Source organism: Shigella dysenteriae, from assembly GCF_022354085.1.
GTDB lineage: Bacteria > Pseudomonadota > Gammaproteobacteria > Enterobacterales > Enterobacteriaceae > Escherichia > Escherichia coli.
The window spans coordinates 1,092,790-1,106,503 of record NZ_CP055055.1 but is presented as its reverse complement, the minus strand read 5'-3'; the positions used below and the strand labels follow the sequence as shown (position 1 = coordinate 1,106,503).

The following is a 13,714-nucleotide window of genomic DNA, read 5'->3' as shown; positions in this document are numbered from 1 at the left end:
CGTTAAAAGCGGGTTGAAAAACGATATCCTGTACCGCGCACGGTCTGCACCATGCGGTCATGCCCGCCGGGCTCCAGTGCTTTACGCAGGCGACGAATGTGGACATCGACCGTGCGGTCTTCCACATACACGTTAGTTCCCCAGACGTGGTTTAACAGCTGCTCGCGGCTGTACACGCGCTCAGGATGCGTCATAAAAAAGTGCAGCAGTTTAAATTCTGTCGGCCCCATCTCCAGCGGCTCTCCGCCCGCCATCACCCGGTGAGATGTCGGGTCGAGACTTAATCCCTGCATCTCAATCACCTCTTCCACCGCCATTGGCGAAATACGGCGCATTACCGCTTTGATTCGCGCCACCAGCTCCTTCGGCGAAAACGGCTTGGTGATATAGTCATCCGCGCCGGTTTCAAGGCCGCGCACGCGATCTTCTTCTTCCCCTCTGGCGGTCAACATCACCACTGGAATATCCCGGGTCATCGACTCGCGCTTGAGGTGTTTGATGAACTGGATACCGGAGCCGCCAGGTAACATCCAGTCAAGGAGAATTAAATCCGGCCAGGGTTCATTCAGTTGATTCACAGCACTGTCATAATCTTCCGCTTCGACCGGCTGAAAGCCATTTTGTTCGAGCACGAAGCAGACCATTTCGCGAATTGGAGCTTCATCTTCTACGACCAGAATACGTCTCGCCATGATTTGCCCTGTTGTAATAAATAGGTTGCGATCATTAATGCGACGTCATTATGCGTCAGATTTATGACAGATTTATGAAAAGCTCGTCGCACATATCTTCAGGTTATTGATTTCCGTGGCGCAGAAAAAAGCAAATGGCACATCTGTTTGGGTATAATCGCGCCCATGCTTTTTCGCCAGGGAACCGTTATGCGCATCCTTCACACCTCAGACTGGCATCTCGGCCAGAACTTCTATAGTAAAAGCCGCGAAGCTGAACATCAGGCTTTTCTTGACTGGCTGCTGGAGACAGCACAAACCCATCAGGTGGATGCGATTATTGTTGCCGGTGATGTTTTCGATACCGGCTCGCCGCCCAGTTACGCCCGCACGTTATACAACCGTTTTGTTGTCAATTTACAGCAAACTGGCTGTCATCTGGTGGTACTGGCAGGAAACCATGACTCGGTCGCCACGCTGAATGAATCGCGCGATATCATGGCGTTCCTCAATACGACCGTGGTCGCCAGCGCCGGACATGCGCCGCAAATCTTGCCTCGTCGCGACGGGACGCCAGGCGCAGTGCTGTGTCCCATACCGTTTTTACGTCCGCGTGACATTATTACCAGCCAGGCGGGGCTTAACGGAATTGAAAAACAGCAGCATTTGCTGGCAGCTATTACTGATTATTATCAACAACACTATGCCGATGCCTGCAAACTGCGCGGCGATCAGCCTCTGCCCATCATCGCCACGGGACATTTAACGACCGTGGGGGCCAGTAAAAGTGACGCCGTGCGTGACATTTATATTGGCACGCTGGACGCGTTTCCGGCACAAAACTTTCCACCAGCCGACTACATCGCGCTCGGGCATATTCACCGCGCACAGATTATTGGCGGCATGGAACATATTCGCTATTGCGGCTCCCCCATTCCACTGAGTTTTGATGAATGCGGAAAGAGTAAATATGTCCATCTGGTGACATTTTCAAACGGCAAATTAGAGAGCGTGGAAAACCTGAACGTACCGGTAACGCAACCCATGGCAGTGCTGAAAGGCGATCTGGCGTCGATTACCGCACAGCTGGAACAGTGGCGCGATGTATCGCAGGAGCCGCCTGTCTGGCTGGATATCGAAATCACTACTGATGAGTATCTGCATGATATTCAGCGCAAAATCCAGACATTAACCGAATCATTGCCTGTTGAAGTATTACTGGTACGCCGGAGTCGTGAACAGCGCGAGCGTGTGTTAGCCAGCCAACAGCGTGAAACCCTCAGCGAACTCAGCGTCGAAGAGGTGTTCAATCGCCGTCTGGCACTGGAAGAACTGGATGAGTCGCAGCAGCAACGTCTGCAGCATCTTTTCACCACGACGTTGCATACCCTCGCCGGAGAACACGAAGCATGAAAATTCTCAGCCTGCGCCTGAAAAACCTGAACTCATTAAAAGGCGAATGGAAGATTGATTTCACCCGCGAGCCGTTCGCCAGCAACGGGCTGTTTGCCATTACCGGCCCAACCGGTGCGGGGAAAACCACCCTGCTGGACGCCATTTGTCTGGCGCTGTATCACGAAACTCCGCGTCTCTCTAACGTTTCACAATCGCAAAATGATCTCATGACCCGCGATACCGCCGAATGTCTGGCGGAGGTGGAGTTTGAAGTGAAAGGTGAAGCGTATCGCGCGTTCTGGAGCCAGAATCGGGCGCGTAACCAACCCGACGGTAATTTGCAGGTGCCACGCGTAGAGCTGGCGCGCTGCGCCGATGGCAAAATTCTCGCCGACAAAGTGAAAGATAAGCTGGAACTGACGGCGACGTTAACCGGACTGGATTACGGGCGCTTCACCCGTTCGATGCTGCTTTCGCAGGGGCAATTTGCTGCCTTCCTGAATGCCAAACCCAAAGAACGCGCGGAATTGCTCGAGGAGTTAACCGGCACTGAAATCTACGGGCAAATCTCGGCGATGGTTTTTGAGCAGCACAAATCGGCCCGCACTGAGCTGGAGAAGCTGCAAGCGCAGGCCAGCGGCGTCGCGTTGCTCACGCCGGAACAAGTGCAATCGCTGACAGCGAGTTTGCAGGTACTTACTGACGAAGAAAAACAGTTACTTACCGCGCAGCAGCAAGAACAACAATCACTAAACTGGTTAACGCGTCTGGACGAATTGCAGCAAGAAGCCAGCCGCCGTCAACAGGCCTTGCAACAGGCGTTAGCCGAAGAAGAAAAAGCGCAACCTCAACTGGCGGCGCTCAGTCTGGCACAACCGGCACGAAATCTTCGTCCACACTGGGAACGCATCGCAGAACACAGCGCGGCGCTGGCGCATACTCGCCAGCAGATTGAAGAAGTAAATACTCGCTTACAGAGCACAATGGCGCTTCGCGCGAGCATTCGCCACCACGCGGCGAAGCAGTCAGCAGAATTACAGCAGCAGCAACAAAGTCTGAATGCCTGGCTACAGGAACACGACCGCTTCCGTCAGTGGAACAACGAACTGGCGGGTTGGCGTGCGCAGTTCTCCCAACAAACCAGCGATCGCGAGCATCTGCGGCAATGGCAGCAACAGTTAACCCATGCAGAGCAAAAACTTAATGCGCTTGCGGCGATCACGTTGACGTTAACCGCCGATGAAGTTGCTAGCGCCCTGGCGCAACATGCCGAGCAACGCCCACTGCGTCAGCGCCTGGTCGCGCTGCATGGGCAGATTGTTCCCCAACAAAAACGTCTGGCGCAGTTACAGGTCGCTATCCAGAATGTCACTCTGGAACAGACGCAACGTAATGCCGCACTTAACGAAATGCGCCAGCGTTATAAAGAAAAGACGCAGCAACTTACCGATGTGAAAACCATTTGCGAGCAGGAAACGCGCATCAAAACGCTGGAAGCCCAGCGCGCACAGTTACAGGCGGGTCAGCCTTGTCCACTTTGTGGTTCCACCAGCCACCCGGCGGTCGAGGCGTATCAGGCGCTGGAGCCTGGCGTTAATCAGTCTCGATTACTGGCGCTGGAAAACGAAGTTAAAAAGCTCGGTGAAGAAGGTGCGGCGCTACGTGGGCAACTGGACGCCTTAACAAAGCAGCTTCAGCGTGATGAAAACGAAGCGCAAAGCCTCCGACAAGATGAGCAAGCACTTACTCAACAATGGCAAGCCGTCACGGCCAGCCTCAATATCACCTTGCAGCCACAGGACGATATTCAACCGTGGCTAAATGCACAAGATGAGCACGAACGCCAGCTGCGGTTACTCAGCCAACGACATGAATTACAAGGGCAGATTGCCGCGCATAATCAGCAAATTATCCAGTATCAACAGCAAATTGAACAACGCCAGCAGCAGTTCTTAACGGCATTGGCGGGTTATGCACTGACATTGCCACAGGAAGATGAAGAAGAGAGCTGGTTGGCGACACGTCAGCAAGAAGCGCAGAGCTGGCAGCAACGCCAGAACGAATTAACCGCGCGGCAAAACCGTATTCAGCAGCTGACGCCGATTCTGGAAACGTTGCCGCAAAGTGATGAACTCCCGCACTGCGAAGAAACTGTGGTACTGGAAAACTGGCGGCAGGTACATGAACAATGTCTCGCATTACACAGCCAGCAGCAGACGTTACAGCAACAGGACGTTCTGGCGGCGCAAAGTCTGCAAAAAGCCCAGGCGCAGTTTGACACCGCGCTACAGGCCAGCGTCTTTGACGATCAGCAGGCGTTCCTTGCGGCGCTAATGGATGAACAAACACTAACGCAGCTGGAACAGCTCAAGCAGAATCTGGAAAACCAGCGCCGTCAGGCGCAAACGCTGGTCACTCAGACAGCAGAAACGCTGGCACAGCATCAGCAACACCGACCTGACGGGTTGGCTCTCACTGTGACGGTGGAGCAGATTCAGCAAGAGTTAGCGCAAACTCACCAAAAGTTGCGTGAAAACACCACGAGTCAAGGCGAGATTCGCCAGCAGCTGAAGCAGGATGCAGATAACCGTCAGCAACAACAAACCTTAATGCAGCAAATTGCTCAAATGACGCAGCAGGTTGAGGACTGGGGATATTTGAATTCGCTAATAGGTTCCAAAGAGGGCGATAAATTCCGCAAATTTGCCCAGGGGCTGACGCTGGATAATTTAGTCCATCTCGCTAATCAGCAACTTACCCGGCTGCACGGGCGCTATCTGTTACAGCGCAAAGCCAGCGAGGCGCTGGAAGTCGAGGTTGTTGATACCTGGCAGGCAGATGCGGTACGCGACACCCGTACCCTTTCTGGCGGCGAAAGTTTCCTCGTCAGTCTGGCGCTGGCGCTGGCGCTTTCAGATCTGGTCAGCCATAAAACGCGTATTGACTCGCTGTTCCTTGATGAAGGTTTTGGCACGCTGGATAGCGAAACGCTGGATACCGCCCTTGATGCGCTGGATGCCCTGAACGCCAGTGGCAAAACCATCGGTGTGATTAGCCACGTAGAAGCGATGAAAGAGCGTATTCCGGTGCAGATCAAAGTGAAAAAGATCAACGGCCTGGGCTACAGCAAACTGGAAAGTACGTTTGCAGTGAAATAACTATTCAGCAGGATAATGAATACAGAGGGGCGAATTATCTCTTGGCCTTGCTGGTCGTTATCCTGCAAGCTATCACTTTATTGGCTACGGTGATTGGTAGCCGTTCTGGTGGTTGTGATGGTGGTATGAAAAAAGTCATTTTATCTTTGGCTCTGGGCACGTTTGGTTTGGGGATGGCCGAATTTGGCATTATGGGCGTGCTCACGGAGCTGGCGCATAACGTAGGAATTTCGATTCCTGCTGCCGGGCATATGATCTCGTATTATGCGCTGGGGGTGGTGGTCGGTGCGCCAATAATCGCACTCTTTTCCAGCCGCTACTCACTCAAACATATCTTGTTGTTTCTGGTGGCGTTGTGCGTCATTGGCAACGCCATGTTCACGCTCTCTTCGTCTTACCTGATGCTTGCCATTGGTCGCCTGGTTTCCGGCTTTCCGCATGGCGCATTTTTTGGCGTCGGAGCGATCGTGTTATCAAAAATTATCAAACCCGGAAAAGTCACCGCCGCCGTGGCGGGGATGGTTTCCGGGATGACAGTCGCCAATTTGCTGGGCATTCCGCTGGGAACGTATTTAAGTCAGGAATTTAGCTGGCGTTACACCTTTTTATTGATCGCTGTTTTTAATATTGCGGTGATGGCATCGGTCTATTTTTGGGTGCCGGATATTCGCGACGAGGCGAAAGGAAAGCTGCGCGAACAATTTCACTTTTTGCGCAGCCCGGCCCCGTGGTTAATTTTCGCCGCCACCATGTTTGGCAACGCAGGTGTGTTTGCCTGGTTCAGCTACGTAAAGCCATACATGATGTTTATTTCCGGTTTTTCGGAAACGGCGATGACCTTTATTATGATGTTAGTTGGGCTAGGGATGGTGCTGGGAAATATGCTAAGTGGCAGGATTTCAGGACGTTATTCACCACTGCGCATTGCAGCAGTGACTGACTTTATAATTGTACTGGCACTGCTGATGCTCTTTTTCTGCGGCGGTATGAAAACAACGTCGCTTATTTTTGCTTTTATTTGTTGCGCGGGATTATTTGCCCTTTCAGCACCTCTGCAAATATTGTTACTGCAAAACGCCAAAGGCGGAGAGTTATTAGGTGCCGCAGGTGGGCAAATAGCCTTTAACCTCGGTAGCGCCGTCGGCGCATATTGCGGTGGTATGATGCTGACGCTGGGGCTGGCATATAATTACGTGGCGCTGCCTGCCGCCCTGCTTTCGTTTGCTGCGATGTCGTCATTGCTGCTGTATGGTCGCTATAAGCGCCAGCAAGCGGCGGATAGTCCGGTGCTGGCGAAACCTCTGGGGTAGATTGCAGTCACGGAGCACGTTGCTTATTGCCGGATGCGGCGTGAACGCCTTATCCGCCCTACGCGGTTCTGGCACATTTTGTAGGCCTGATAAGACGCGGCAAGCGTCGCATCAGGCATGATGCGCCAATTGCCTACGTTTTTTACTCTTGTGGCCATAACCACGCAGCGCCGCGTACGCCGCTGGAATCACCGTGCTTCGCCTTACGCACCGGCGTTTCACATTCGCCGCCGAAGACAAATTGTTTAATCAACTGCGGAACCGTTTGATATAAACGGTCTACATTGCTCATCCCGCCTCCCAGGACAATCACATCCGGATCGAGAATATTCACGACATGTGCCAGCGATTTTGCCAGCCGCAGCTCGTAGCGACGCAATGCCAGTTCCGCTACCGGATCGCTTTCTTCAACCAGGCGGATAATTTCACTGCCTTTCAGCGCATGTCCGCTCAAACGACGATAATCCGTCGCGAATCCCGTGCCCGAAATAAAGGTTTCAATACAACCTTGTTTACCGCAATAACAAGGGACTTCCTCGCGATAACGCAGTTCGTCTTCGTCCATCCACGGTAGCGGATTGTGTCCCCACTCACCTGCCGTGCCATTGCCGCCGATATGCGCCCGCCCATTGAATGCCACGCCCGCGCCGCATCCCGTGCCGATAATCACGGCAAATACCGTCTGCGCTCCCGCTGCCGCGCCATCTACTGCTTCTGAAACCGCCAGACAGTTGGCGTCATTTGCCAGCCGCACTTCCCGCTGCAACCTCGCGCTTAAGTCTTTATCGAATGGCTGACCGTTGAGCCAGGTTGAATTGGCATTCTTCACCACACCGGTGTAAGGCGAAATTGAGCCAGGAATGCCCATACCTACCGTTCCGCGCTGCCCCGTCGCCTGCTCCGCCATATCAACCAACGTGGCGATCGTTTCAATAGTCTGCCGGTAATCATCACGCGGCGTGGGCAGACGATGGCGGTACAACTGCTCCCCTGCATCGCCCAGTGCAATCACTTCAGTTTTGGTGCCGCCTAAATCGATACCTATACGCACGGTACTCTCCTTATTTTTTTCAATATCAATAGCGTAGAGACGGACAACCGGATTGGCAATGCAAGGCCGCCGACAATTCGTTATCATGCCCGCTAAATTTAACGACAAGGCCGTGGAAATTATCATGCTGTGGTTCAAAAATTTAATGGTTTACCGTCTTAGCCGCGAGATTTCGCTGCGTGCAGAAGAGATGGAAAAACAGCTAGCCTCGATGGCATTTACCCCATGCGGCAGCCAGGACATGGCGAAGATGGGCTGGGTTCCTCCGATGGGATCGCACAGCGATGCGTTAACGCACGTTGCCAATGGTCAAATTGTTATCTGCGCACGCAAAGAAGAAAAAATCCTCCCGTCTCCGGTGATTAAACAGGCGCTGGAAGCGAAAATCGCCAAACTGGAAGCGGAACAGGCGCGTAAGCTGAAGAAAACCGAAAAAGATTCGCTGAAAGACGAAGTGCTGCACTCTCTGTTGCCGCGTGCTTTCAGCCGTTTTAGCCAGACAATGATGTGGATCGACACGGTTAACGGTTTGATTATGGTGGACTGCGCCAGTGCCAAAAAAGCGGAAGATACGCTGGCACTGCTGCGTAAAAGCCTGGGGTCGTTACCGGTTGTACCATTGAGCATGCAAAACCCGATTGAACTGACGCTGACCGAATGGGTACGTTCCGGTAGTGCGGCACAGGGCTTCCAGCTGCTTGATGAAGCCGAGCTGAAATCGTTGCTGGAAGATGGCGGAGTGATCCGCGCGAAGAAACAAGATCTGACCAGCGAAGAGATCACCAATCACATTGAAGCCGGAAAAGTGGTGACTAAACTGGCGCTCGACTGGCAGCAGCGCATTCAGTTTGTGATGTGCGACGATGGTTCGCTCAAGCGTCTGAAGTTCTGCGACGAGCTGCGCGATCAAAACGAAGATATCGACCGTGAAGATTTCGCCCAGCGTTTTGATGCCGATTTCATCCTGATGACTGGTGAACTGGCAGCGTTAATTCAAAACCTGATTGAAGGATTAGGTGGCGAAGCACAACGTTAATTGCTGATTTTCCTTTAATGCCGGATGCGACGCCTGCCGCGTCTTATCCGGCGTACGAAGCCACACCAGGCATATAATTATTCGCTACGGCGGGCAATAATTTTTAGCGCAGCAATATTATGCGTTTTACGCCGTAACTGATCTAATCGCCTCATCCCTATTCGCCTGTCAGCAGCACGCAGAATATTCACTACCCCCCATTTATCGCTGGTAAATTGTTTTGTTAACAACTCCGCTTTTGGGGTGTCAATATATTCACGCAATAAATCAGAAATTGAACAAATATCCGTCAGGTAAGGATACCAGCAAGTTTCACCGTGAAAATTACGCACTCCACCGTTACCTGCAATAAAGTCTTTCGGGTAATCCCAGATCACGTTTTTATCCAACGTGATCCAATAACGCGGTAAATCGGTGCTTCCACCATTTTGGCTGCGCATGGGATAACGGGTACAGTGAATTTGCAGGTTGATCGTTGGCGTCAGTAAGTCATAGATCTCCCGCTGTAACTTGCTCCAGGGGCGTTGTGTCATTGTTTTTCCTCAAGCCGGTGACGCGCTTCATTGCGAATTTTCCGCGTTGCCCCGGTTTTCACTAAATCCCGTAACTGCGAAAGATCGGGTTGATCGACAAATAAAAGTAATGATGGATCCTCATTTAGCCACACCGTTTTCACATCGGCAGCCAGCTGTGGATTATTAATAGCCAGCGACCGATCCTGAGACTCAGTCAATGTCGTTAACAACGACGCCGGGGTATGTGCGTTGCGTAATGCCGTTTGGCGCAAATGATCATTGCGACTTTGCAGCAATGCACGCCACCATTCATCATCTGATTTATCTTTTATCGTCGCCAGTTCCGCAAAAATATCGCTATCCTCATGGTTCCAGCGGTGTAATCCTCTTTCACTTTGTCTACGGGTGCTATTTTTCATACTGACAACAGCCAGCGCCCAGTCAGAGTTGAAGCGATACTGTTGATCGAGTTTGTTGATAATTCCGGAAGGTAAATCTTTATTATCAAATAATTGGTTACGCATTCGATAGCGGTATTCAGCGGGTAAATCAACCAGTAAATCAATGGCATTATTTAACATCTCTTCGTCAACAATACCATTATCAATCAGTGCCAGCTGTACTTCGTAGGCTTGCTCTTGATCTTCTTGCCGTTTGCTCATCATTAAATTTAATGTGCGTTGCCATAACTGTTTCTTATATTCCAGCGGCAATAATTTATCGCGTGCCAGCTCATCCCAGACGGTGGGAACATCATGCTGAGTCAATAGATAACTAATCACGTCCTTCGATGTCAGATAACGCGCACCTTCGCGCAAATTGTGCACATCTTCTTTTGCCAGAGACAGTTGACGCATCTCCGGCAACGCTATCAATAACGCCTTTACGATATTTTTATTTTCTTTATTATCCAGATACATTTGTTCTGCGATACGTTCAATATCCTCTGTACGCAGGGTTGCTGACAGTTGGGTAATTTTTAATTCAGTAAGCGTCCGGGCTAATGCTTCACGAACTTTCAGTGATCTATCTTTACTCAACATCACTGCTTGTTGTGCGGTTAAATCTGCTCCGGTAATTCTTTCACGTAACTCCGGGTCTTCGTTATTTATCAACTCATCGGCCACTGCAGTCGGAACCAGCCAGGCGTAATCGTAATGGCTGAGTAATGTCTTGCGTACACTGAGAAAGGGGCTATGACTTAACGACGCAACAATATCTGGAGAAAGATTATCCTGTCTGGCCTGCTCCAGCTGTACGCTCTCGACGGGTACAGACATTAATTTTTTATTCACATCGGCGGAAATATTACTGTTTTTAACCAGCCCTCTGGCAACAGCCTCATCTTTAATTAATTCATCGGTAAGCAAATGCATCTGTTGAGCGGGCCAGGACTGCGCCATCGATTCACGCGTCTGGTCATCGGGGTGCTGTAACAGTTGCAGCATAACGGCGGGTGATAAACTCTCTGTATGAGTCAGAAAACGTGCCACCAGTGGATCTTGATGCTTTATTTTATTCGCTGGGAAATTATCGAGTTTCCCCGTTTCAATCCATTTTAATTTCTCATTAATTTCAGGAGCGGCTTTATCTCGAAAAAGCGGTAAACCCTGAACGATGTTGTCTGCGACGCTATCATAGTCAGGATACGCATTGGAAATGTTATCGGTTTCGATTTCAGTGTGATCATAAAGATCGGCAGTCACCAGTGAATAGGCTTTTTGAATATTCTCATCCCAGTTATATCCTTCACCGCTTTCATCTTCATTGATATAAAACTCAGCTTTGATGACCTCAAATTGCGTTGCTTTATCGGAAACAATAATGCCTCGCGCGCTAATTCCCTTCATCACTTCAAAGTTGTGATCATTGTAATCAGCATAAACTAAACCTTTCGCTGTCATCTGTCCTTTGACATACGCGAAATCATGATTAATAAAGTTATCGACAATAACATTACCTAATACAATCAGATGACCATTACCTGACAGATAATCATCATAATCGCCGGAAATCGTTAAATTACCGTTCACCACCAGTTTATTTTGATTGCTGAAGTTAGCGGGTAATGATAGGTTACCATTATGATAATACCAGCGGATATTATCTTTTAGCATATAAGCAGCTTCCATACTATCGTCGGTTGCCGCTTTAACCACGTTGCGCTCATCTGCCGTCATAAGATGAAAGTCAGAGGTGATAAGGTCCTCGCTACTGATCCACTCTGTGGCACATGCATTGCCAGTCATAAAAAATAAGACCATACAGATGACCAATATATTAATTCTATTCATAATCTTCAATGATATTTATATCAACCTTGATGAATTATGAATATATCGGAAATTGAAAAAATCGCAGCAAAGGAAATATTATTATGGGTTAAAGAGAGGATATTTCAGAAAAATGCCCTCCCGTTCAAGGGGAAGGCGAGGAATTACAGATAGCGGCACAGATAAGAGGTGGGTTCGGCAACTTGCAGATGAAACTCACTGTGACCGGGAACATTAAACACCGAACCGGCTTCATACACTTGCCAGTCGGTCGCGTCAGGCAGTAACACATTCAGCGCGCCACTGATTACCGTCATCTCTTCCGGCTCAGCGGTGCTGAAGGTGTATTCGCCTTCAACCATAACACCCACGCTGGCGCGACCAGTGCTGCTGCTGGAAAAGCCGATCGATTTCACTTTGCCGGAAAAGTACTCATTACTTTGAAGCATAAACTGGCCCTGTCTGGTAGTTGAACATCTACTTCACTATAGGGGCCAGAGGCGCTGGCTGTCACGCAAAATTACACCAGTAATTCCGCAGCCAACCGTGCAATCAATACGTTAGAGAGCAAGACAGGAACATCGAGCTGTTTTTGCAGTAAATCGCGATGACGCTGGTTAAATCCCAAACAATCCAGCATGATGACATCTGCGCCTTTCGCCAGTAATTCTTTCCCGGCATCAATGATTTTTTGTTCTGAATCATGAATGGGGTTACCCAATGAAAATACCGGCGGTTTCTGCAAAATTTGCCATTTTTGCGCCTGAACGGTCAGCAACTCCTCAACCGGTACGATAACCCCCACCTGATGATCTTCAACAATAGAGGAAACCAGCGGTGGCAATATCCGCGACGGCTCAAGAAAGATCGTATTACGCGCAGTCATACTACTAATGTTTGCCGTACTCATTAATATAATGACGTCGTAGCCCTGATTATCGAGCACTTCAACCACACCTTGCAGGTCACGCTCTACTTTGCGACGCGAAACATGGGCCAGATGGTTGTCATTTAATAATGTGAGAATTGTGTCTTCGCCTGCTTCTGGCGCGTACTCCGCCATCACTTCTTCGCGGCTTAACTTCCCCAGCAGGCTATGATGGGAAATATTATCTTCGTCAATGTATTCTGTCAGGAGCGGCAAAACTTCCTGCATAGGTACAATGCCGATGGTTAGAATCGCCAACGACGCACTCATTGTTCTTCCACCTTACTTTTATTTCGTCGTTAATTACCGGGCAAGTGTTAAGCACCACTGCTGACACTTACTTGTGCTACAAATGACAAAAAGCGTAGCAGCAGACGTGCACGGCATAATGTAAAGATTCCAAATGATTCCAGTAATGGATTGTTATTGTTTAATATTCTAATTATTTGAAAAACATGAATTATGAAAAATGTGACGCAGATCCCTTGTAGTGGCACTCAGAATCCCTTCCGAGCAGTCTGATGCGGTCACTCTTTGTCAGGGTCCTCATAGCGTTTTTTCGCATCCATCGCTTCCTGAGCGGTCGGATGTTCACTGATCAACGAGTCTGGTTTAGGATGATCGGCTCTGAGTTGGTACCAGGTTACCGTCTGTCCTGGCTTTCCTTTTTCAATCGTCACTATATATGCTTCACGAGGATAAGGCGGTTTCGTTGGCATCGTTCTTCCTTATTTCACGGGATGAACGTTAAGTATAGGCGCTCGAAAATCAACAATTGATCGTCTGTGCCAGGGCGCTGCGAATTTCAGAAATCACCTGGCTGGGTTCGTTTGTTGCGTCGATGATAATATGCGCAACTTCGCGATATAGCGCATCGCGTTCTTCCAGCACTTCCTGAACTTCTTCGCTCAGCGGTTTTCCCGTTAAGGTTGGCCGTAAATCTTCTTCCGGTGCAGCTTGCAGTCGGTTAACCAGGACTGATACTGGCGCACACAAATAAACCACGATCCCGTTATTTTGCATGAAGTGACGATTAAATTCCGTCAGAATAATGCCGCCGCCTGTAGCGATAACGGTGGATGGCGCAGTTACCGCTTCCAGCGCCGCCGTTTCTCTGGCGCGAAATCCCGCCCACTCTTCCCTTTCGACGATCTCCGCGACCGTCATATTGAGCTGTGATTGCAACCACTGATCGGTATCGACAAACCGACGGTTAAGCGAATCGGCAAGGGCCATTCCGACCGTTGTTTTACCACAGCCCCGAGGCCCAATCAGAAAAAGAGGTTGTGTCATCGTGGGTTTTCCCCAATAGGTCGCAATGCGGCGAAAGCCGGTGTCATGAGAATAGCGATCATACCATCAAACTAGTACAATTTC

12 protein-coding genes are annotated in these 13,714 nt (G+C 50.0%); 4 read left to right on the top strand and 8 right to left on the bottom strand.

Going from position 1 to position 13,714, the window contains the following annotated elements; translation table 11 throughout:
* Positions 1–2: 2 nt before the first annotated feature.
* The gene (gene phoB, locus HUZ68_RS05265; RefSeq protein WP_033814856.1) at positions 3–692 is read right to left on the bottom strand and encodes a phosphate response regulator transcription factor PhoB; all 690 of its coding nucleotides are present in this window, start codon (positions 690–692) and stop codon (positions 3–5) included.
* A gap of 189 nt (positions 693–881) precedes the next feature.
* Between phoB and sbcD the strand changes: the two genes are divergently transcribed.
* From sbcD to araJ, 3 genes are all read left to right on the top strand, one after another.
* Positions 882–2,084: an exonuclease subunit SbcD gene (gene sbcD, locus HUZ68_RS05260; RefSeq protein ID WP_033814855.1), complete on the top strand. Its 1,203-nt coding sequence runs from the start codon at positions 882–884 to the stop codon at positions 2,082–2,084.
* Positions 2,081–5,224, top strand: a complete 3,144-nt coding sequence (sbcC, locus tag HUZ68_RS05255; protein ID WP_033814854.1) for an exonuclease subunit SbcC — start codon at positions 2,081–2,083, stop codon at positions 5,222–5,224. The genes sbcD and sbcC overlap by 4 nt, the downstream gene beginning before the upstream one ends.
* A 125-nt stretch (positions 5,225–5,349) precedes the next feature.
* Positions 5,350–6,534, top strand: a complete 1,185-nt coding sequence (gene araJ / locus HUZ68_RS05250; RefSeq protein ID WP_001306939.1) for an MFS transporter AraJ — start codon at positions 5,350–5,352, stop codon at positions 6,532–6,534.
* A gap of 142 nt (positions 6,535–6,676) precedes the next feature.
* Here araJ and mak read toward each other — a convergent pair whose 3' ends face one another.
* The gene (gene mak / locus HUZ68_RS05245) at positions 6,677–7,585 is read right to left on the bottom strand and encodes a fructokinase (protein WP_001219315.1); all 909 of its coding nucleotides are present in this window, start codon (positions 7,583–7,585) and stop codon (positions 6,677–6,679) included.
* 124 nt (positions 7,586–7,709) lie between these two features.
* Here mak and rdgC point away from each other — a divergent pair, with 124 nt between their 5' ends.
* Positions 7,710–8,621 (top strand): recombination-associated protein RdgC, encoded by a 912-nt coding sequence (gene rdgC / locus HUZ68_RS05240; RefSeq protein WP_239594061.1) that lies wholly within the window; start codon positions 7,710–7,712, stop codon positions 8,619–8,621.
* A gap of 77 nt (positions 8,622–8,698) precedes the next feature.
* On the opposite strand, the gene HUZ68_RS05235 is transcribed toward rdgC, so the two are convergent.
* The 6 genes from HUZ68_RS05235 to aroL all read right to left on the bottom strand — a co-directional run bounded on the left by HUZ68_RS05235 (position 8,699) and on the right by aroL (position 13,630).
* Complete coding sequence (locus HUZ68_RS05235) at positions 8,699–9,154, bottom strand: SF0329 family protein (protein ID WP_032300837.1); 456 nt, start codon at positions 9,152–9,154, stop codon at positions 8,699–8,701.
* Entirely contained in the window at positions 9,151–11,430 is a 2,280-nt protein-coding gene (locus HUZ68_RS05230) for a DUF2773 domain-containing protein (protein WP_143434445.1), read from the bottom strand. The genes HUZ68_RS05235 and HUZ68_RS05230 overlap by 4 nt, the downstream gene beginning before the upstream one ends.
* Positions 11,431–11,573: 143 nt before the next feature.
* Positions 11,574–11,858, bottom strand: coding sequence for a pyrimidine/purine nucleoside phosphorylase (gene ppnP / locus HUZ68_RS05225; protein WP_000941942.1), 285 nt, complete (start codon positions 11,856–11,858; stop codon positions 11,574–11,576).
* A 71-nt stretch (positions 11,859–11,929) separates the two neighbouring features.
* Positions 11,930–12,607 (bottom strand): AroM family protein, encoded by a 678-nt coding sequence (locus HUZ68_RS05220; protein WP_001276403.1) that lies wholly within the window; start codon positions 12,605–12,607, stop codon positions 11,930–11,932.
* A 257-nt stretch (positions 12,608–12,864) separates the two neighbouring features.
* Entirely contained in the window at positions 12,865–13,056 is a 192-nt protein-coding gene (gene yaiA / locus HUZ68_RS05215; RefSeq protein WP_001142439.1) for a protein YaiA, read from the bottom strand.
* Positions 13,057–13,105: 49 nt separating this feature from the next.
* The gene (aroL, locus tag HUZ68_RS05210; protein ID WP_000193393.1) at positions 13,106–13,630 is read right to left on the bottom strand and encodes a shikimate kinase AroL; all 525 of its coding nucleotides are present in this window, start codon (positions 13,628–13,630) and stop codon (positions 13,106–13,108) included.
* Positions 13,631–13,714: the final 84 nt, after the last annotated feature.

Bases quoted from the DNA above. Each gene is read 5' to 3' on its own strand.
- aroL (WP_000193393.1), bottom strand. From the start codon at position 13,630: ATGACACAACCTCTTTTTCTGATTGGGCCTCGGGGCTGTGGTAAAACA.
- HUZ68_RS05230 (WP_143434445.1), bottom strand. From the start codon at position 11,430: ATGAATAGAATTAATATATTGGTCATCTGTATGGTCTTATTTTTTATG.
- sbcD (WP_033814855.1), top strand. From the start codon at position 882: ATGCGCATCCTTCACACCTCAGACTGGCATCTCGGCCAGAACTTCTAT.
- araJ (WP_001306939.1), top strand. From the start codon at position 5,350: ATGAAAAAAGTCATTTTATCTTTGGCTCTGGGCACGTTTGGTTTGGGG.
- yaiA (WP_001142439.1), bottom strand. From the start codon at position 13,056: ATGCCAACGAAACCGCCTTATCCTCGTGAAGCATATATAGTGACGATT.
- sbcC (WP_033814854.1), top strand. From the start codon at position 2,081: ATGAAAATTCTCAGCCTGCGCCTGAAAAACCTGAACTCATTAAAAGGC.
- HUZ68_RS05235 (WP_032300837.1), bottom strand. From the start codon at position 9,154: ATGACACAACGCCCCTGGAGCAAGTTACAGCGGGAGATCTATGACTTA.
- HUZ68_RS05220 (WP_001276403.1), bottom strand. From the start codon at position 12,607: ATGAGTGCGTCGTTGGCGATTCTAACCATCGGCATTGTACCTATGCAG.
- ppnP (WP_000941942.1), bottom strand. From the start codon at position 11,858: ATGCTTCAAAGTAATGAGTACTTTTCCGGCAAAGTGAAATCGATCGGC.
- rdgC (WP_239594061.1), top strand. From the start codon at position 7,710: ATGCTGTGGTTCAAAAATTTAATGGTTTACCGTCTTAGCCGCGAGATT.
- phoB (WP_033814856.1), bottom strand. From the start codon at position 692: ATGGCGAGACGTATTCTGGTCGTAGAAGATGAAGCTCCAATTCGCGAA.